This is a genomic window from Vibrio sp. FF266, assembly GCF_041439695.1.
Taxonomy (GTDB): domain Bacteria; phylum Pseudomonadota; class Gammaproteobacteria; order Enterobacterales; family Vibrionaceae; genus Vibrio; species Vibrio tasmaniensis_A.
In genome coordinates this window covers 71,682-92,368 of sequence record NZ_JBGOOO010000013.1, presented here as the reverse complement: position 1 = coordinate 92,368, position 20,687 = coordinate 71,682, and the positions used below count along the sequence as shown (strand labels likewise).

Below are 20,687 nucleotides of genomic sequence, written 5' to 3'. Positions count from 1 at the left end.
CAGAATCGCGAATATCTCGTTATACCAATCACAGTAAGTAAGTGATAATAAATAGCGCAGGAAAAATGCTTGAGAACAAGGCAGAAATTTTCGATAAGTAGTTATTCTACAATCAAAATTTCTAACGATGTTATCGAGTGTTTTAACCAGCTAGGATGAACAGTTATTTACTACGATTGGTATTATACGTTAGTCACGTCGATGAACATTGACTCATCAATATTTGAAGAGGAAATTTCAGCTTCTTCGAATTCGTAGGCCTTGCGATCTTCACTACGGTCTAGTGGAAGGTTTACGAAATCAAACAATTCTCGGTCAGCCAGTTGGCTTGGACTTACGTTCTGAATTGACTTGAAAATCTTCTCAACACGACCTGGCGTTTGCTTATCCCAATCAATCAACATCGCTTTAATGTTCTGACGCTGTAGGTTCTCTTGAGAGCCACACAGGTTACAAGGAATGATTGGGAAATCTAGGTGCTCTGCGTATTGGATTAAGTCCGTTTCACGACAATAAGTCAGTGGACGAATAACAACGTTACGGCCATCATCAGAACGCAATTTTGGCGGCATTGCTTTCAAGCGTGCACCGTGGAACATGTTCAGGAACATCGTCTCAACAATATCGTCTAGGTGGTGGCCAAGAGCAATCTTAGTCGCCCCAATTTTCTCTGCAAACGAGTACAAAGTACCACGACGAAGACGAGAACATAGACCACAAGTTGTTTTACCCTCTGGCACTTTCTCTTTAACTACGGAGTACGTATCTTTATCTACGATGTAGTAAGGAATGTTCAGAGTTTCGAAGTACTCAGGAAGAATATGCTCAGGAAAGCCAGGTTGTTTTTGGTCTAGGTTTACGGCAACAACATCGAATTTGATAGGTGCAGCTTCACGTAAACGTAGCAAAATATCTAGCATCGCAAATGAATCTTTACCGCCACTAATGCATGCCATTACTACGTCATTCTCTTCGATCATGTTGTAGTCAACGATGGCATTTCCAACATTTCGTCTCAGACGTTTCTGAAGCTTGTTGAATTCAAGTGTTTCTTTTTTATTTTCGTTTTGGTTCATTGCGACTCTCACACCGTCGTATTACCGACTGTAGATTGCTAGTGGGACTGTTTTAGGGCGTGGATTATACGGATTTTTATTTGATGTTGAAATAGTAACGGCAGGATTAACAAGCTGAGTATTGGAAAGATTCCGATTCTTTTGAGCTTTAAGCTCTCTAAACGGTTAGATAAACGCGTCTTAACAAATTCGAGGTTTGTATAGTAGACAAAGAAAAGCAGCCTTCTCTAAAAGACCAGGCTGCTTAAGAACTACTTCCTCAAAGCGTAGGGAGTGCTTCTAGCTAGACTTATTGCGCGGGAATGTACGGTAATACGCGAACCGTTGGCTCTGGTAAAGTGATGCTGTCACTTCCATTCAGCTCTTCTAAGGTGAATTTAGCACGCCCTTCTTTAATTGGGATCTGTTTACCGTTAGATAGAGCAATGTTGCCTTCAAGCTTGTCATTGAACTCCAACGTTAACCCTTGGATATCAGGTGTGAACCAGCTAGAGAACATGCCGCTGACGTCTTCTAGCATTGCCTGCATCTGTGGTAACAGGCTTTCTAGTTGTGCAACTTCAACATTGCCAGCTAAAGGCTCTTGAGTCATTACAACGAGCGAATATGCGCACTCTTGTTCTTGGGTTTGCACAAAGATAAGAGGATTTGCTGAGCGCAGGTTTTGATCTACAGGTAGAAGCAGCTCATTCGCAGGAGACACTTTTAGCTCTTCGTAGTGCTCTTCTTTCTCCATCCAAGCTTTGCTGATGTGACAGGTTTTCTGTGCTTGTTGGTCAACAAAGAACACCGCAACTTTGACATCATCGTGCCCTTCTTTGGTGTTGTTTTTCAGCTGAGTATAGAGTTTAGAATACGTGAACATGTATTCTTGCGCCGAAGCTGGAAGAGAAACCCCAAAACTTAAAGTGGCTAATAAAGCGAGTGCTGTCTTTTTCATTATTATAATCTTGTTGAAGTTGAGCGTTTATAAATAGAAAGAGCAGCCAATGAGCTGTTCTTTTGCGATATTGCTTGGTGTCAAATTGACTAAAGAAGTCAATCAAACGGATATCCAAATGAGTTACTTTTCCCAGTATACCTTGTTGTGACGGATCATAGCTTGTAAATCAGTCACATAGTCTGAACCTCGCTCAGAATATTTTAACAAGCCATTGGTCAATTCGGTCGCCGTTTCTTTGGTTAACAGATCATTACCATTTGCTGCCAGTTGCGCACGAATGGCTCTTAAATCTGCATAGGCACGGTTACGATTAAGGTTCATGAAGTAACGGTGTACGGATTCTTGGCTTGAAGAAAATGTTGCTACTTCATGCGAGCTGCCTTCGTTACGTTGTAGCGGAACAAGGCCACAACCTTTGCTGTAACACCAATGTCCGAAATAGTTGTTTGCTTTGGTGGCGAAACGTGATGTCCCCCAAGCCGATTCATTGGCAGCCTGTGTTAATACAAGCGCCTCTGGCAGTACGTTTACGCGACTAAGCATTTCCGTAAGCCAAGCTTGATCTAATCCTGAAGATGGCACTGGCAAGCTGTATAACTTCCCTAGCCTTTTCGCATACGACATGTCTTCTGAATCAATATTCGTAATACCTGATTCAGAGATCTTAGTTAAAAACGCACGCTCTTTGGTGATACGTTTGTTTTCAATCTTGATGCTTGGGCGTAGGAACGAGAAAAACGCGTCTTTTTTCTCGTTTACATCCTTAATAGCCGCAAAGTTTGGTGCGCTTGAAGCAACAGTCAAGTCATCAAATTGGTCTGCTGAAGTAGAGCTCTGTTCTGTCGTACGTCGGCGTTCTTCTTCTTGGTAAAGGTATGGGCCAATCAGTGAGATAGAACCCACGATTGCTAGTGTTGTTACCTTGAGCGCAAGAGATTTACTCGCGCTGCCTTTGTCGTTATTACGCATCGAAGACCTGCGGGTTTTTGTTCTTGTTACCATGGCTACTGTTGTTGCCGTTATTGTTACCGCCATCGCTATCGTCATCGCTCATTGGGCGGTCTGATGCAATTATCTTCAGCTTGATGCCAAACATTTCACGGTAAACGATACCTTTCACGTGGAAGAAGAATGGAAGAACGAAGATCAAGCCAATGCCGTACATCATCGCAGCAACGATGAACATCAGCATAACCATTAGGTATATAGACGCGACTACGAAGATCTTCTTATTTACTGCTCTTAGAGAAAGTAATAGCGATTGCATCGGTGGAACTTTTTTATCACAAATCAGCAGAATTGAGTTGCTGAACGCAAGTGAGAAGTAGATAGACAGAAATGGCAGAATCATACCAGCGATGCCTTGAAGCATTAGGCTGAACAAAGTCACTAGAATAACGGGGATCGTAAACTGTAAACCTTTGCCTATGTGGCGCACTTTAGTTTGAAGACCTGCAGCATGGCTCATTGCCATTAAACAGATGCCGGCATAGATAGGTGCACTGACGACTTCATAGCTAAAATTCGCAATGAAAATCGATTCAACGATCTGGGGTGTAAAGGCCTCAGGGTCGATTACCGCATCTAAGATAACTGCAGGGTCACCAAGTTGCAGTTTTAGTGCGATATAAAAGATAGCCAATTGTACGAACATTAGCGCAACAATCGCAGGGGAAAACGAAAGAAAGTGACTTATCGTATGTTTCCAAGCCTCTTGGAATACAGCCGTTGCTTTGAGCTCATAATCGCCGGAAAGTGCACGGTCGATACTACCGCCCAAATTAAAATCTTTTTCGATGTCGTTGTTCATATTGATACCTAGGTGCGCCAACTAAACGAAGGCACCTAACTTATTGATAAAAAATTACCTTCATTATACCCATATGTCGGATGCAAACTAAAATATGAATCTGTAACAAGGCTTGCTTTTACGTCTTAATGGTTAATAATTAGACACTTGTTAGGGTGTGAACCCAACAAATAACAGTATGGTAAAGGATGTTTACTTTTACCTGCGAATTTTTTTGTCTTCGAAAGATAAAAAATGCTTTGAATTCACGTTTTTGGTGATTATGATGCGCGCCTTAGAGGTGTATAGCAACAGGTCTCAAATAGAACCAAGGTGGAGAAAAACAGACGTTGAACGCTAAAAAATCAGTAGGGAAGCCAGTAGTACAGCTAACTGGCATCAGTAAAAGTTTCGATGGTAAGGAAGTCATCGGCAATCTGGATTTAAACGTAAATCATGGTGAGTTTCTCACGATTTTAGGCCCATCAGGTTGTGGTAAAACAACCGTGCTAAGAATGATTGCGGGTTTTGAAACGGCGGATAGTGGTGAAATACTATTAGCTGGACAGAACGTAACCCAAGTTCCTGCTGAACAAAGGCATGTAAACACTGTTTTCCAAAGCTATGCCCTATTCCCGCATATGACCGTTTTCGATAATGTGGCATTTGGCTTACGCATGCAGAAAGTTCCAAGCAGCGAGATTGAACCTCGTGTAATGGATGCTTTGAAAATGGTGCGCTTAGAGCAAATGGCACAACGAAAGCCACACCAGCTATCTGGCGGCCAACAGCAACGTATCGCAATCGCTCGTGCTGTCGTTAATAAGCCTAAAGTTCTCTTGTTGGATGAATCTTTATCTGCTCTTGATTACAAACTACGTAAACAGATGCAAATCGAGCTGAAACAACTGCAACGCCAACTTGGTATCACGTTCATTTTTGTAACGCATGACCAAGAAGAAGCACTCTCTATGTCCGACCGCATTATTGTTATGCGTGATGGCGTGATTGAACAAGACGGAACACCAAGAGAGATCTACGAAGAGCCTAAGAACCTATTCGTAGCGCGTTTCATTGGTGAAATTAACGTATTCGAAGCGACAGCTAAATCTCGTCAAGATGAAAAGCGCATTGTTGCGACAATCGAAGGTGAAGAGTCCATTATCTATCACGATAAAGACGTAACACCGGGTCAAAAACTGCAAGTATTGCTTCGCCCTGAAGATCTTCGTATCGAAGAAATCAAAGAATCTGAGCAACGCGGTATTGTTGGTTACATTGTCGAGCGAACCTATAAAGGCATGACATTAGATTCAGTCGTAGAACTTGAGTCGGGTATGCGTGTCATGGTTAGCGAATTCTTCAACGAAGATGACCCTGATGTTGATCACTCACTGGGCCAAAAAGTTGCAGTAACTTGGGTTGAGAGCTGGGAAGTGGTATTAGAAGATGAGCAAGAAGTTTAATTTACAAAACGCAATTGTTGCTTTAATCACAGGTTGGTTAGTGCTGTTCGTGATGATTCCAAACATCATGATCATCGGTACTAGCTTCTTAACTCGTGATGAAGCTAACTTGATTGAGATGACCTTTACTCTCGATAACTATGTGCGTTTGGCTGATCCGCTGTATTTTAAAGTGCTGATGCACTCTTTCTATATGGCAATCGTTGCTACCCTGCTTTGTTTAATCATTGGTTACCCGTTCGCCTATATCGTGGCAAAGATGCCTGCGAAGTGGCGTCCAATCATGTTGTTTTTAGTGATTGTGCCATTTTGGACTAACTCACTGATTCGTACTTACGGATTAAAAGTGGTTCTGGGTACTCAAGGTGTGTTGAACAAAGGCTTGTTGGCGTTAGACATTATCGATAAGCCACTTCGTATTATGTATTCAGAAACGGCAGTAATGATCGGTTTAGTGTATATCCTACTCCCGTTCATGATTTTGCCGTTGTACTCAGCAATCGAAAAGCTAGACGACACTTATTTAGAAGCGGCTAAAGATTTAGGTGCGAACAAACTGCAAACGCTATTGAAAGTCGTGTTACCACTGACTATGCCAGGTATTGTCGGCGGTTGTTTATTGGTGTTATTACCTGCATTAGGTATGTTCTACATCTCTGACCTATTAGGCGGAGCAAAGAACCTGCTGATTGGTAACGTGATTAAGAGCCAAGTACTCAATGCTCGGGACTGGCCGTTTGGCGCTGCGACGAGTATTGCACTGACCGTGGCAATGGCTGTGATGCTTTATGCCTACTACCGTGCAGGCAAGTTATTGAATAAGAAAGTGGAGCTAGACTAATGGGTCGCACAGTTAAGTTCAGCTTTATGGCGTTGGTATACGCTTTTCTATACCTACCTATTATCGTATTGATTGCAAACTCATTTAATGCCAATAAATTCGGCATGAAATGGGGTGGTTTTACCACCAAGTGGTATGACGCGCTGATTAACAACGACAGCCTAATGCAGGCTGCGTGGCATTCGATCAACGTAGCGGTGTTCTCAGCGACTGCCGCAACGATTGTCGGAAGCCTGACAGCCGTTGCCCTATTCCGTTACCAATTTAAAGGTAAAGGCATCGTCAATGGCATGTTGTTCATCGTGATGATGTCACCAGATATCGTAATGGCGATTTCGCTTCTTGCGCTATTCTTGGTTATGGGTGTGCAACTTGGGTTCTTTACCCTACTTGCAGCGCACATTACTTTCTGTAAACCGTTCGTTGTGGTAACGGTTTACAGTCGCTTGAATGGCTTTGATGTGAAGATGCTAGAAGCAGCAAAAGACTTAGGTGCAAGTGAGTGGACGATTCTAAAACAGATCATCCTGCCTCTTGCTAAGCCAGCGGTTGCTGCGGGGTGGTTATTGAGCTTCACTCTGTCTTTGGACGATGTGATCATCAGCTCTTTCGTAACAGGTCCAACTTACGAAATCTTGCCACTGAAGATTTACTCGATGGTTAAAGTCGGTATATCTCCAGAGGTCAACGCCCTAGCAACAGTGATGTTAGTGGTGTCGTTAATACTGGTGATTATTTCTCAGTTGTTAGCGAGAGAGAAAATCAAGTAAGTCTCCTACTGTTTACTGAGACGGACTTGATAAGATTCAAGTTTAACAAAAGTGTTATTCATAAACAGAATGGTAAATTGCCATTCTGTTTTTCTATCTACTGCCTTTAGGCAACGTTTAGTTTGGAGCTAACGTCAATGAAAAAATGGGCTACTCTATTAGCTGGTAGTGCATGTGCGCTTTCAATGTTATCTGCATCATCATTTGCAAAAGATAACAAAGAATTGGTATTCATGAACTGGGGACCTTACATCAATAGTGAGATTCTAGAACAGTTCACTGATGAAACTGGAATCAAGGTTATCTACTCAACTTACGAGTCGAATGAAACCTTGTACGCAAAGCTAAAAACACACAACAAAGGCTACGACCTAGTTGTGCCGTCGACTTACTTCGTTTCTAAGATGCGTGACGAAGGTATGCTACAAAAAATCGACAAAACTAAGCTGTACAACTTCAAGAACCTAGATACTAACTACTTAGATAAGCCGTACGACCCAAGCAACGACTACTCTATTCCACACGTAGTTGCGATTACAGGTCTTGCTGTTAACACTGAAATATACGATCCGGAAGACTTCCAAAGCTGGGCTGATCTATGGAAGCCAGAGCTTGAAGGCCAACTGATGATGATGGACGACACGCGTGAAGTGTTCCACATCGCACTGCGTAAGTTAGGTTACTCTGGTAACACAACCAACGAGAAAGAGATCGACGAAGCTTACGCTGAACTACAAAAGCTAATGCCGAACGTTCTAGTATTTAACTCAGATAACCCTGGTGCGCCATACATGTCTGGTGAAGTGGGTCTTGGTATGCTTTGGAATGGTTCTGCTGCTGCTGCGCAAAACGAAGGTCTACCAATCAAACTGGTTTTCCCTAAAGAAGGCGGTATCGGTTGGGTTGATAACTTTGCGATTAGCTCTGGTGCGGTAAACGTAGATGCAGCTCATAAGATGATCGACTTCCTACTTCGCCCAGAAATTGCAGAGCAAATCTCTCGTGACACAGGCTACCTAACAGCCGTTAAAGCGTCTAACGAGAAGTTTAAAGACAGCCCTGCGCTGTTCCCATCTCAAGAAGACCTTGATCGTGTGGAATGGCAAGCTGCGGTTGGTGATAAGACGGTGAAGTACGAAGATTACTTCATGAAACTTAAAGCCGGTCAGTAAGCGAGTTTGTTATCTAATTGCTCCGGTCAAAAGAGGCTAATAAGTAACTGGTTTACTTAACAAGCCTAGTTAGGTAATCAACAAACTAAAAATAAGAATATCAATGAATAGGCAGCTTAGGCTGCCTATTTTGTTATATCACTGCTATAATTTAGCGCGATTTTTAGAAATCCATTTACTTTGGGTTCAATACCCAGCTCCAAATCAAACAAATGAACGGAACAGTAATGAAAAAAACACTGTATACCGGCGCATTGTGTGCTGCTACTTTACTTTCTACACCCTCTTTCGCAGCTGACCAAGAACTGTATTTTTACAACTGGTCTGAATATATTCCAAATGAAGTACTAGAAGACTTCACCGAAGAGACTGGCATTAAAGTCTATTACTCAACTTATGAGTCTAACGAAAGCATGTACGCTAAGTTAAAAACTCAAGGTACGGGTTACGACTTGGTCGTTCCTTCTACTTACTTCGTTTCTAAGATGCGTAAAGAAGGCATGCTTCAAGAGCTTGATAAAACTAAGCTAAGCCACTTTGCAGATTTGGATCCAAATTACTTAGATAAGCCATTTGACCCAAATAACAACTACTCGATCCCATACATCTGGGGCGCAACGGGTATTGGTATCAACTCAGATATGCTAGACAAGTCTTCAGTTAAAAACTGGGGCGATCTGTGGGATACACAGTGGGAAGGTCAACTGATGATGATGGATGACTCTCGTGAAGTTTTCCATATCGCACTGTCTAAACTGGGTTACTCTCCAAACACGACTAATCCTGAAGAAATCAAAGAAGCGTACGAAGAACTTCGTAAGCTAATGCCAAACGTATTGGTATTTAACTCAGATTTCCCAGCAAACCCTTACCTAGCGGGTGAAGTGTCTCTTGGTATGCTTTGGAATGGCTCTGCTTACATGGCACGTCAAGAAGGCGCAACGATTGACATTATCTGGCCAGAGAAAGGCGCTATCTTCTGGATGGATAGCCTAGCGATTCCAGCTGGTGCTAAGAACACTGAAGCGGCACATAAGATGATCGACTTCCTACTTCGCCCTGAAAACGCTGCGAAAATTGCTCTTGAGATCGGTTACCCAACACCCGTTAAAACTGCTTACCCTCTTCTTCCGAAAGAATTTTCTGAAGATAAGAACGTTTTCCCGCCACAATCAGTGATGGATAATGGTGTTTGGCAAGACGAAGTTGGCGAAGCGAGCGTTATTTATGACGAGTACTTTCAAAAACTTAAAGTAGACAACTAATTTGTTAGCAAAAATTTAATTGTTGCTAGTAAGTTAAATAAAGCGGCGTAAGCCGCTTTATTTTTATTCAGAATTTATATAGGATTGAGCAAACAATACGAAGTGCGATTACATATGCAAGCAAACCCTATCCTGTTAGTTGTGACTTTTATGCTGTTAGCATCACTGTTGATGCTTGGCTTGAGTTCATTTATTCATATTGATTCAAACTATGATTTGTTTTTCGAAACAAATACCCTCGTGATCACTATGTACATCTATTATGTTGCGCGTCATTCAATTCGTCCCCACAAAGTTCTTCGCTACGGCGCTCTATTACTCATTTTTAACCTATTTTATGACGTATCAACCGAGCTTAAACATCTTGATGAGTGGGCTGACCAAAATGAACTAATAGATACCTTCTTGGAAGACGGGTTGCTACAAATCGCATTTCTATTGATCGCTTACGGCATTACAGAATTAACTGGAAAAATCAAAGACCAAGGTAAACGCGACGAGCTTACTGGTTTGTATAATCGCAAGAAGTTTGACGCGATCAAACTTGCAGAGTTTGAGCTCATTTACTTCGACTTAGATGGACTAAAAGAGGCAAACGACCTTAAAGGCCACAAAGTTGGAGATTTAATGATTGTTCGTTTCTCTCAGGCTCTGAGGCAAACTGCTTTGGAAGATGAAATGGTGTTTAGAGTGGGTGGTGATGAGTTTGTTGCAACGGCTCAGCTCGGTCGTGGTGGTGAGTTTGTCAGCCAAGTCAATAACTTACTGCATGGTGAGAACATTAGTTTTTCTTACGGTATCGAAGTGACCAGCCGAGATAATTTTAAACAGGCATTGGTTGAATCCGATAAGGCGATGTACGAAATGAAAAAAGCTCAACGACCTGTTCAAAACTCTTGGTGCACGTCTTGTCCTAATCTAGAGACAAATTGCCTGAATATAGAAACAACAAGGCAAACCGATGACTAGAGCCTTATCTGAATAAATGTCAGTTTGCCACTGATAAATGATAACTGTTGCTGATAACGAGCTCTCAAGTTCCAACCTTAAGCGGGTCAATCAATTTATTGGCACAAGGTCAGGCCGTTAGAGACCCCTTCTCTGACAGCAATAGCTCACCGACTAGCTTAGGTACCTCGATACTCGCCTTACCGTAACGTTTCTCTTCAAACTCACTCTCTACCGCACTGGGTTCGAGGTTTATCTCGATCGTATGTGCTCCATGCATTTTAGCATCATGTACAAAACCTGCGGCTGGATAAACCACACCTGACGTGCCGATCGAGATGAACAAATCAGCTTCTTCTAACGCTGAATAAATGTCGCCCATCCTCAATGGCATTTCGCCAAACCACACAATATGAGGGCGCATTTGAGCTGGTATCTGGCAACAATGGCACAATTCACCAGTATGAATGTCGTCTTTGTGCTCTAGAACTTGGTTTGACTCACTACAACGTGCCTTAAGAAGCTCACCGTGCATGTGGATGATATTGCTGCTACCGCCTCTCTCGTGCAGATTGTCGATGTTCTGAGTGATGATAGTTACTTTGCCATCGAGCTTATCTTCAAGCTCTCCTAGCGCCTTGTGGGCTGAATTTGGAAAGATATTTTCACTCTGTAATCCATGACGACGCTTGTTGTAAAACGCTTGTACAAGGTCAGGATCTTTTGCAAAACCTTCAGGTGTCGCAACATCCTCGATTTTATGGTTTTCCCATAATCCGTCTTGTGCTCGGAATGTTTGTATCCCCGACTCCGCAGAGATACCGGCGCCAGTAAGAATTACGATATTTCGATATGGGAAATGCATATAACGTCCTTTTCAATATGTCACTTGGTAACAGCTTAGCACTGTTCAAATTCCAACAATAGTTTTAGGGATTAGACCATAGTCTTAGCCAACTGAATTCATTGGCTATTTGTGACATAACTCGCTTGATAGTTGTTGCCGTTCTTACTCAAACTCTCTGTTTTGCTTTTCACAGAAATAAAAAAGCGACCGAAGCCGCTTAGATTTGTTAACTGATGTCTACTAGATGTAGCTTTACCCCATCAAAACGAACGACGTTAGTCTTCGTTGATAGACGAGATCTTATGGATTGAAAGATCCGCGCCATTAAACTCATCTTCTTCACTTAACCTTAGGCCAGTTACTTTGCTCAACACACCGTAGACAACCAATGCACCGATTAAAGCTACCGTAATGCCTGCTAGTGTACCAATCACCTGAGCAGTAAAGCTTACGCCCCCTAGCCCCCAGAATGTTTGCGAACCGAAGATACCTGCTGCTATGCCACCCCAAGCACCACATACGCCGTGTAGAGGCCACACACCCAGTACATCATCTATCTGTGTTTTGTTTTGCATGTAAGTAAATAGGTAAACAAACAGCGCGCCTGCCACGCCGCCAGTCACCAAAGCGCCAAGTGGGTGCATTAAATCTGAACCCGCACAAATAGCGACGAGACCAGCTAAAGGTCCATTGTGAATGAAGCCTGGGTCATTTTTACCTGCAATTAGAGCCGCAAGAATACCGCCGACCATTGCCATGAGTGAGTTCATCGCCACGAGTCCACTAATGCCATTGATTGCTTGAGCAGACATCACGTTGAAGCCAAACCAACCCACACATAAGATCCAAGAACCTAATGCTAAGAAAGGGATGTTCGATGGTGCGAAGTTGGTGTGTTTGCCAGCGCGGATTCGGCCTTTACGCATGCCAAGGAAGTAAACCGCGACCAATGCAATCCAGCCGCCAACACCATGAACGACAACAGAGCCCGCGAAGTCATGGAAGCCATGACCGAATTGCGCCTCAAGCCAATCTTGGAAACCAAAATTACCGTTCCAGATGATGCCTTCAAAGAATGGATAAACAAAGCCTACGGTGAACAGTGTTGCGATGAGTATTGGATAGAAACGTGCACGTTCTGCAATACCACCGGATACAATCGCAGGGATTGCTGCGGCAAAGGTCATTAGGAAGAAAAACTTAACTAGCTCGTATCCATTCCCTTGCGATAGCGTTTCTGCGTCGGCAAAAAAGTGCGCGCCGTAAGCGACCCAATAACCGATAAAGAAGTAAGCAATGGCGGAGACTCCAAAGTCCGAGAGGATCTTAACCAACGCATTAACTTGGTTCTTCTTTCTAACTGTACCTACTTCCAAAAATGCAAAGCCTGCGTGCATTAAGAAGACCATGATGGCGCCTAATAATAAAAACAGAGTATCCGAACTCTGCGTCAAGCTCTGTACTGCGCTATGAACTTGGTTAACCGTTTGACTCATTAAAGCTCTCTCCCTTAGCTTTGTCTCAATTGCACTAGAACCGTGCGAATTGATGTCGTAATTAATTAAAGACTCAACAGTAAACGCAAGATGCGTTCCAACTTGGTTACGCAAAAAACGTGCAACAGAGTTTGGTTTTAAGTTATTGATTCTTTGTGGTTAATTTCTTAGGTGCACTTTATTGGTTCTCAGAGAGAGAAAACATTCGATAACTGATTGCACCAATTGTGGGAATTGCACCATATTGATGCGGTCAATATAAGGCATTAGATCAGTTACCTAGCGCCCAAACGACAAAAAGCCCAGTGAAATGAATCACAGGGCTTTTAAGGTCTTTCGCTGATTACAGTTAACTCATCGCAAAGGAGCTATTATCGAGTTTGGTAACCCGAACGGCTTACATATAAACGCTTAAAGGTTTGGACCTGTTGTCGGGTTTTGCGGTAGGTTTTGACTTAAACGCTGCATGCCTTGATACATACGAATAAACCACACCACAATCGCCACACCACCAAATAACATGCCCACATATGGAATGTAGTAAGCGATGTCATCGATAATATGGTTTTGATACCAGTAATCGTTCACACCAATTAACACGCCGTTTGAGGTCGCTACCGTGACGATAAGCACAACAAAAAACGTCAGGTTCAAAAAGAACGAGCGAATCAAGCCGTAGTAATGGGTATCCACTACTTCGCCGTCTTCGCCTTTATCTAAACGATAGCCCGCGTAGATAATGGCAATCACACCAGAGAGAAGACAAGTAAATGGTGTAAAGCAGCTTAGGATGTAAGCAACCCAAATACCCTTATGAGGTTTGTTCATTCTTATTCACCCCTTCCATTTTCTCTGTTGCTACGTTAGCGCTTTGTTCAACGCCGTTTTTCTCTTGTTCCATCACTTCTTTGTACCAAAGGTCATGATGTTCTTTAGCCCAAGTTTCATCGACTTCGCCCGTTACCATACCTTCTAGTGCGCCTTCCATACCGAACAGGCCGATGTAGATGTGGAACACAAAACCACAGATAAGGATCAGAGCAGCAAGCATGTGAACTAAGTTCGAAAGCTCCATATCACGTCGTGTTTGGCCAAAGATTGGGAAATCTAACACCAAGCCACTGATCGCTGCGACACTGCCCATAACGATAAGCAGCCAAAATAGCGCTTTTTCACCCGCGTTCGAAAACTCTGCCGATGGATGAGAACCTTTGTGTTTCCCTACCATGCCGCCTAGTTTGATGAACCACTGAATATCGACCATTTTGAAGATCGACTTGCGCCACCACTTGATAAGAACAGCCATCAATAGCACATAGAAAATCGGGCCGATGTAGTTGTGGTATTGCTTCGCCAATAGAACGATAAAGCCCCAAAGGTCAGTTGGAATATACGGCTTCAAAAAGTGCTTGCCGTAAACCAACATCAAACCACTGAACGCGAGCGTTAAGAAAGTAAACGCCATGCTCCAGTGCAACGCACGATCCAGTCGAGACCAACGCTTGATCTTACGGCCAGTTCTTGGCGCACTCAGCATTAATGGGCCAATCACAACGTACATTAGAGTAACGAAAGCAATACTGCCAAAGATAGCGACGGCACCGGCTGGCGACATCCACTTCTCTTTCAATATGTACCACGTTTGCCCGGGCGTACTGATTAACACACCGTGCTCAGCAGATTGAGATGTGGTGTAACCTTCCTCACCGTTTCTTACTTGTCGCCAAAAATCAGCGCCAGCAAGTTGTGTGATTTCTCTTTCAGCAGAGCTCGATTGAGTTTGTGATGAGTTCGTCTCAGATGCATGACTCAAAGGAGACAGCATTGCTAGTGCTGCCAACATCGGCAGCACAACAAGGAAGAGACGCTTAAACATTGTAAGCATATGTCTCTCCTAACTAGCTCTTCATCGCATCGTAAGAAAGGTCGTTGCCGTCTGTCCAACCAGCACCTTTCGCTCCGCGTTCTACAACACGCTGACGGAAGATATCAGAGACTTGCTCAGCATCACCTGCAAGCAGCGCTTTTGTTGAACAAAGCGAAGCACACATTGGTAGCTTGCCTTCAGCAATACGGTTCGCACCGTACTTCTGACGCTCTTCCACAGAACCTGGTTCTGTTTCAGGGCCGCCAGCACAGAAGGTACATTTGTCCATTTTACCGCGCTCACCAAAGGCTTCCTGTTTAGGGAATTGAGGTGCGCCAAACGGACAAGCAAACAAGCAGTAACCACAACCGATACATAGATCTTTATTATGAAGTACGATGCCGTCTTCTGTATGTTCAAAACAGTCTGCTGGGCAAACTGCCATACAAGGGGCATCAGTACAGTGCATACATGCGACTGAGATAGAGTTTTCACCCGGTTCACCATCGTTCAGTGTCACAACGCGGCGACGTTGAATACCCCATTCCAGAGCATCATCATTTTCGTTCTTACATGCAGTGACACAACCGTTACATTCGATACAACGTTTGGTGTCACAAAGAAATTTCATTCTAGCCATTTTAAGACTCCTTACGCTTTACGAATATTACAAAGGGTTACTTTCGTTTCCTGCATCAACGTGACAGGGTCGTAACCATATGTGGTTGCTGTATTGGCTGCTTCGCCAATAACGTAAGGATCAGTGCCTTCAGGGTATTTAGAACGCAAATCTTCGCCTTCAAACTTACCACCGAAGTGGAACGGCAAGAACGCTAAACCCGGTTTCACACGACGAGTGACCATCGCTTTCACCTTGATACGGCCTTTCTCTGCACCCTCAACCCAAACATCATCACCATCTTTAAAGCCAATGTCGTTTGCGTCTTTCGGGTTCACTTCAACAAACATCTCTTGTTGAAGTTCTGCTAGCCATGGGTTTGAACGTGTTTCTTCACCACCACCTTCGTACTCAACCAGACGACCAGAAGTCAGAATGATTGGGTATTCAGCAGACTTGTCTTGGTCTTGAATTGACTTGTACAACGTAGGAACACGGAAAATCGCTTCTTTGTCGTCCCAAGTTGGGTAATCAGCAACAAGATCACGACGTGGCGTGTAAAGTGGCTCACGGTGTAGAGGTACACGGTCTGGGAATGTCCAAACAATCGCACGCGCTTTCGCATTACCAAACGGGATACAACCGTGTTTGATAGCCACACGCTGGATACCACCAGAAACGTCAGTCTTCCAGTTCTTACCTTCCGCTGAAGCTTTCTCTTCTGCGGTTAGATCGTCCCACCAACCCAGTTGTTTCAGCAGTTTGTCACTGAATTCTGGGTAACCGTCTTTGATTTCGCTGCCTTTTGAGTAGCTGTCTTCAGCTAATAGACTTTGACCTTCAAATTCGACACCGAAACGAGTACGGAAGTTACCGCCGCCCTCAGCAACCGGTTTAGACGTATCGTAAAGGATATGCGTACCTGGGTGTTTCATCTCTGGGTTGCCCCAGCATGGCCAAGGAAGACCGTAAGTCTCGCCATTCGCTGGGCCGCCTTCTGCAGCAAGCGTTGTTTTGTGGAACGTGTGCCAGTTTTGCTGGTGTTCTTTCAAACGTTCTGGGCTTTGACCTGTATAGCCGATCGTCCACATACCTTTGTTGAATTCACGAGTGATGTCTTCAATCAACGGTTGGTTGTTCTCAACACGGATGTTTTTGAACAGTTGATCAGAGAAACCAAGCTTCTTAGAAAGAAGGTACATGATTTCGTGATCAGGCTTAGATTCGAACAGAGGATCAACAACCTTGTCGCGCCACTGTAGAGAACGGTTTGATGCCGTTACGCTGCCGTAGGTTTCAAATTGAGTGGTTGCTGGAAGCAAGTAAACGCCATCTGTGCGATCGTTCATCACTGCTGCAACTGTTGGATATGGGTCAACGATAACCATCATATCCAGCTTCTGCATCGCCTTCTTCATCTCTGGACCACGAGTCTGAGAGTTCACCGCGTGACCCCAGTAGAACATGGCACGGATGTTTTCGCGCTGACGGATCTTGTCTTTGTCTTCAAGTACGCCATCAACCCAACGAGATACAGGAATACCTGCACTGTTCATTGGTTTTTGACCGCCGTATGCGTTGTCGTCGAAACGTCCTTTCACCCAGTCAAAATCGATGTCCCAAACTTTAGACCAGTGGCGCCAAGAACCTTCAGACAAGCCGTAGTAACCTGGAAGTGTGTCAGACAGTACGCCAAGGTCAGTTGCGCCTTGTACATTATCGTGACCACGGAAGATGTTTGCACCGCCGCCTGATTTACCGATGTTACCTAGCGCAAGCTCAAGTACACAGTAAGCTCGTGTGTTGTTGTTACCCGTCGTGTGTTGAGTACCACCCATACACCAAACGATACAACCTGGACGGTTCTCAGAAAGCAGTTTTGCTGTGTGGTAAACGTCTTCTTCGCTTACGCCTGTTACGCGTTCAACTTCTGCTGGGCTCCACTTCGCGACTTCTTCACGGATCTCGTCCATGCCAAATACACGTTGGCGGATGAATTCTTTGTCTTCCCACTTATTAGCAAAGACATGCCATAGCACACCCCAGATAAACGCAACGTCTGACCCCGGGCGTAGAGAAACATAGTGATCAGATTTCGCAGCCGTACGCGTACGACGAGGATCTGCCACAACGATCTTACAGTTGTTCTTCTCTTTCGCGATTAGGATGTGCTGCATTGCTACTGGGTGAGCTTCTGCAGGGTTTGAACCAATGAACAGCATCGATTTACAGTTGTGCATGTCATTGAACGAGTTTGTCATCGCACCGTAACCCCAAGTGTTTGCAACACCGGCTACTGTGGTTGAGTGACAAATACGCGCTTGGTGGTCAACGTTGTTTGTTCCCCACAAAGACGCCATCTTACGGAATGCGTAAGCTTGCTCGTTACTGTGTTTTGCACTACCTAGGAAGTAAACCGAATCAGGGCCAGACTCTTTACGAAGTTCTAGTGCCTTGTTACCGATCTCTTCAATCGCTTGTTCCCAAGAAAGCTTCTTCCACTTACCGCCTTCCAATTTCATTGGGTACTTAAGACGACGCTCACCGTGGCCGTGTTCACGCAGAGCTGCACCTTTAGCACAGTGTCCACCAGCGTTGAATGGGTGATCGAATGCAGGCTCTTGACCCGTCCAAACACCGTTTTGAACTTCAGCGTAAATACCACAACCCACAGAACAGTGAGAACAGATAGTGCGTTTCACTTCTGTTTTTGCTTCAGGATCGACTGACTTAGCTTGCGCCTTTTTCATCATGCCTGGAGCGAATAGACTTGCGCCTACTACCGCGCTACCAGCTGCTAATGAGGTGTTTTTCATGAAGGCACGTCGAGACACACCCAGTTGATTGGTTTCTTTGCTCACACTATCGGAGCGTTTGACAAGTTTCATCCGTTATCTCCTAAAGTGTGTCGTAGTAATCGCGAATATGTTGCGTTTCACGATAGCCCGTCTTCTTCACGTCTTCTTTCGGCATTTCAACCGTTTCTGAAGCAGTTGCCACTTTCGTTGTACCAGCGACAACGGCACCAGCAACGGCTGCAGTCGTTAAACCTTTGAGTAAGTCTCTACGGCTTGTATCTATTTCTTTGTTATCTTTCATCATTGCTTCCTTACCTTGCGGTAGATCTTTTTGGAGGCTTCATGCCCCTCTATCGATATAATCGCGTACTGCTCGATTACTCGTAATCAGTGACGTTTTTCACATCAATCTTTAATTTGTGTTTACTGCTTTTTGTATTCACGCTGAAACGAACCTGCTCCAACGTTAAGAATGCTTCACATAGCTGTGCTGCTGATTTGTAGAAGTTCGCACTTTCTGCACTTTCAAGCTGACGTGTAAAAGAGTTAAACCAAGGCCCGATATGTTTATTGAAAACGGCTTGTTGTAGCGCGTCTTCTTCATCGGTTAGCATCGCCATTACTTCACAAAGAGCCGCGATATGATCTTCTGGTTCTTTCACTTGATCATCACGTTCAATGCCTAAAAGTTCTAGGTCATGACGAATCTCTGCTAATGGTTTTTCCATCATGGCGCCAGTTCTATGCCAAGAGCCAAATGGAACAATCTCTCCGCGGCCAATGCCAATGAAAAGATTCTGATACTCATCTTCTAGTGCTTCGCGGTTTGATTCGGTTGCGGCTTGTTGAATCGCAATCCAAGCCTTTTGCATCGCACTCTCAGACGCTTCAATGTCTAGCGTCTTGAGAAAGTTGATCACCTCTTCAGAAGGTGCGCTACGAAACAATGCAGAAAGAACCAGATAGATTTCAGTTCTTAGTGTCTGTTCTTGCTTTAATTCTTTTGCGAGCTCAGGCTCTTGTGCCTGATCCAAATGAGTATCCAAGGCCAACTCCTAGTATTTCAATTGTTTCAATGGGTCTTGAGCCATTGAATCGAACATGTCTACCACACGGCAGTCTTCACACATCGCAATACGATTAATTGCTGTCTCATCTGAGAAATGAGAGTGACCGCGTAACTTGCTTTGTAACATGTCAATCATAGACTGCGGTGCGAATGGTTTATGACAACGTAAACATTCCGCTGCTTTCTCTTCATGAATCACAACAGCCTTCTGACGTTCTTCTTTCACCCAATTCATACGAGGAGTCAGAGTAAGAACATTCTCAGGACATGCCTTTTCACACAGACCACATTGAATACAGTCTTGTTCTACAAACTTAAGTGATGGAGACGCGCCATCGGTATGAAGAGCACGTGTAGGACAAACCGCCACACAACTCATACACAAAGTACAATCTTTGCTTTCACATGAAACCGTGCCATAAGGCGCATTCGAAGGAAGCTCAACAATGTTTTCAACAGGAATACGAGATGAAGACATCGCGTCAAGTGCTGTGAATAGACGTTGACGTTTATTGCCTTGAAGATCGCCAAGTGCAAGATCGAACGAATCAACACACAGTGTTGGAGGCCCTTCACGTAGAGATTCCAAATACAGGATATCGATGGTTTCTTTTGGAACACCGATTTGGTCTAGTAACTCTTGAGCGATCCCTACTTCGTTATTTAGGACACGAATGATCGTCTCTGGCATAAAGCGAGAAGCAGCAAACAGAACCTGAGTTGCGCCATTCACTAACGCTGCAAACCAAGTATCAATACCAATAGAAGGCAATTCTTCAACAACGATTGGAATCACGTTATCTGGTAGCGCTTTAAGAGCCATCACGTTGTAAGTTTCATGACGTGAGCTACAGATAAGTACGATTGGGTCCAGACCGCCTGCATGTTCATAGTTAGCTAGCGTACGTTCAATGAACTTTTGCGTATCGTCAGGATTTGGAAGCGCATAGGTAATCGCTTCTGTAGGACAGCTTGTTGCACAAGTCCCAACGCCCTGACATAGGTAAGGGTTAATCTCGATCTTGTGACCTGTCTTGTCTGAGCCTTCACTTGATAGTGCGCCAGCAGGACAAGCATCAACACAACGCTCACAGCCTTTAACGCCACGTGAACTGTGCGCACAAAGGTCGGTGTCTAAACGGAAGAACTTAGGCTTATCGAACGTGCCCATTAGCGTTGGAATCTCTTCCAGTGCTTCGGCCAGTTTTGGATAGCCTCGCCCTACTGGGTAATAACCAGGAACAGGTACTTCTTCTGTCATGCAGCTGTTCAGACATAGGTCTAGAACAACATCGAAACAATCGTGATTAATGGCGACTTTCGCTAGGTTGCTTGATGTGCCTTTACTCTCAATCATGACTTCAAACGTGCCGAGGAAACCCGATACTTGAACCGAATTCGCGAAGTACAGTTCTGGGTTTGTGCCCTTTTCGCCGTCTGTTGACAATAAGGTTAAGCTCGTTAATTGAGGTAATTGCGCCGCAGCACTTTCAATGATCGCAGTTGGACCAATAACAAGTGTGTTACCGCCGCTTTCGTAGCTAACAGTAGGTGGAATCAGATTTGTTAACTCTACTGTATTTTCAAATGCATACAGTCTTGCTTTAGCGTTATTTGAAGTTGCTTGTTCTAATAATTGTTTAAGCATTGCTCAGTTCCATCTATGGACATGGATAATCTGTTCAACCTTCATTGTAGTAAGCGATAGAGAACTTGCTGAG

At 44.1% G+C, this 20,687-nt stretch carries 19 protein-coding genes; 6 read left to right on the top strand and 13 right to left on the bottom strand.

Annotated features, from left to right (window positions below; translation table 11 throughout):
* Positions 1–182 precede the first annotated feature (182 nt).
* From ttcA to ACED59_RS12145, 4 genes are all read right to left on the bottom strand, one after another.
* The gene (gene ttcA / locus ACED59_RS12160; protein ID WP_029222956.1) at positions 183–1,076 is read right to left on the bottom strand and encodes a tRNA 2-thiocytidine(32) synthetase TtcA; all 894 of its coding nucleotides are present in this window, start codon (positions 1,074–1,076) and stop codon (positions 183–185) included.
* 289 nt (positions 1,077–1,365) lie between these two features.
* The gene (locus ACED59_RS12155; RefSeq protein WP_017097863.1) at positions 1,366–2,016 is read right to left on the bottom strand and encodes a DUF2987 domain-containing protein; all 651 of its coding nucleotides are present in this window, start codon (positions 2,014–2,016) and stop codon (positions 1,366–1,368) included.
* Positions 2,017–2,139: 123 nt separating this feature from the next.
* Positions 2,140–2,988 (bottom strand): glucosaminidase domain-containing protein, encoded by an 849-nt coding sequence (locus ACED59_RS12150; RefSeq protein WP_029223935.1) that lies wholly within the window; start codon positions 2,986–2,988, stop codon positions 2,140–2,142.
* Positions 2,981–3,829 (bottom strand): membrane protein, encoded by an 849-nt coding sequence (locus tag ACED59_RS12145; protein WP_009846719.1) that lies wholly within the window; start codon positions 3,827–3,829, stop codon positions 2,981–2,983. Before ACED59_RS12145 ends, ACED59_RS12150 begins: the two co-directional genes overlap by 8 nt.
* Before the next feature lie 329 nt (positions 3,830–4,158).
* On the opposite strand from ACED59_RS12145, the gene potA reads away from it, so the two are divergent.
* From potA to ACED59_RS12115, 6 genes are all read left to right on the top strand, one after another.
* On the top strand, positions 4,159–5,274 hold the full coding sequence (gene potA / locus ACED59_RS12140) for a spermidine/putrescine ABC transporter ATP-binding protein PotA (RefSeq protein ID WP_017097861.1): 1,116 nt from the start codon (positions 4,159–4,161) through the stop codon (positions 5,272–5,274).
* Positions 5,258–6,115, top strand: coding sequence for a spermidine/putrescine ABC transporter permease PotB (potB, locus tag ACED59_RS12135; protein ID WP_012603924.1), 858 nt, complete (start codon positions 5,258–5,260; stop codon positions 6,113–6,115). The genes potA and potB overlap by 17 nt, the downstream gene beginning before the upstream one ends.
* The gene (gene potC / locus ACED59_RS12130; RefSeq protein ID WP_017097860.1) at positions 6,115–6,885 is read left to right on the top strand and encodes a spermidine/putrescine ABC transporter permease PotC; all 771 of its coding nucleotides are present in this window, start codon (positions 6,115–6,117) and stop codon (positions 6,883–6,885) included. Before potB ends, potC begins: the two co-directional genes overlap by 1 nt.
* Positions 6,886–7,022: 137 nt before the next feature.
* A complete protein-coding gene (locus ACED59_RS12125) occupies positions 7,023–8,057 on the top strand; it encodes an extracellular solute-binding protein (protein WP_017097859.1) in 1,035 nt (344 codons plus the stop codon).
* A gap of 227 nt (positions 8,058–8,284) precedes the next feature.
* Positions 8,285–9,322, top strand: coding sequence for an extracellular solute-binding protein (locus tag ACED59_RS12120; protein ID WP_029222954.1), 1,038 nt, complete (start codon positions 8,285–8,287; stop codon positions 9,320–9,322).
* A 102-nt stretch (positions 9,323–9,424) separates the two neighbouring features.
* Positions 9,425–10,291 carry a GGDEF domain-containing protein gene (locus ACED59_RS12115; RefSeq protein WP_017097858.1) on the top strand — a complete coding sequence of 289 codons (867 nt, stop codon included), beginning with the start codon at positions 9,425–9,427 and terminating at the stop codon, positions 10,289–10,291.
* A gap of 109 nt (positions 10,292–10,400) precedes the next feature.
* Here the strand turns inward: ACED59_RS12115 and cobB are convergent, their stop codons facing one another.
* From cobB to ACED59_RS12070, 9 genes are all read right to left on the bottom strand, one after another.
* Positions 10,401–11,135, bottom strand: a complete 735-nt coding sequence (gene cobB, locus ACED59_RS12110; protein WP_017097857.1) for a Sir2 family NAD+-dependent deacetylase — start codon at positions 11,133–11,135, stop codon at positions 10,401–10,403.
* A 257-nt stretch (positions 11,136–11,392) separates the two neighbouring features.
* The gene (locus tag ACED59_RS12105; RefSeq protein ID WP_029223934.1) at positions 11,393–12,613 is read right to left on the bottom strand and encodes an ammonium transporter; all 1,221 of its coding nucleotides are present in this window, start codon (positions 12,611–12,613) and stop codon (positions 11,393–11,395) included.
* Between the two features lie 411 nt (positions 12,614–13,024).
* A complete protein-coding gene (locus ACED59_RS12100; RefSeq protein ID WP_010440849.1) occupies positions 13,025–13,441 on the bottom strand; it encodes a hypothetical protein in 417 nt (138 codons plus the stop codon).
* Positions 13,425–14,498, bottom strand: coding sequence for a formate dehydrogenase subunit gamma (locus ACED59_RS12095; RefSeq protein WP_017097855.1), 1,074 nt, complete (start codon positions 14,496–14,498; stop codon positions 13,425–13,427). The genes ACED59_RS12100 and ACED59_RS12095 overlap by 17 nt, the downstream gene beginning before the upstream one ends.
* 13 nt (positions 14,499–14,511) lie before the next feature.
* Positions 14,512–15,120: a formate dehydrogenase FDH3 subunit beta gene (fdh3B, locus tag ACED59_RS12090; protein WP_010440854.1), complete on the bottom strand. Its 609-nt coding sequence runs from the start codon at positions 15,118–15,120 to the stop codon at positions 14,512–14,514.
* An 11-nt stretch (positions 15,121–15,131) separates the two neighbouring features.
* On the bottom strand, positions 15,132–17,987 hold the full coding sequence (locus ACED59_RS12085; protein ID WP_371704779.1) for a formate dehydrogenase subunit alpha: 2,856 nt from the start codon (positions 17,985–17,987) through the stop codon (positions 15,132–15,134).
* A 10-nt stretch (positions 17,988–17,997) separates the two neighbouring features.
* Positions 17,998–18,198 (bottom strand): twin-arginine translocation signal domain-containing protein, encoded by a 201-nt coding sequence (locus tag ACED59_RS12080; protein ID WP_029222953.1) that lies wholly within the window; start codon positions 18,196–18,198, stop codon positions 17,998–18,000.
* A gap of 76 nt (positions 18,199–18,274) precedes the next feature.
* Positions 18,275–18,943, bottom strand: coding sequence for a molecular chaperone (locus ACED59_RS12075; protein ID WP_029223933.1), 669 nt, complete (start codon positions 18,941–18,943; stop codon positions 18,275–18,277).
* A 9-nt stretch (positions 18,944–18,952) separates the two neighbouring features.
* The gene (locus ACED59_RS12070) at positions 18,953–20,614 is read right to left on the bottom strand and encodes a 4Fe-4S dicluster domain-containing protein (protein ID WP_017097852.1); all 1,662 of its coding nucleotides are present in this window, start codon (positions 20,612–20,614) and stop codon (positions 18,953–18,955) included.
* Between the last annotated feature and the right edge of the window lie 73 nt (positions 20,615–20,687).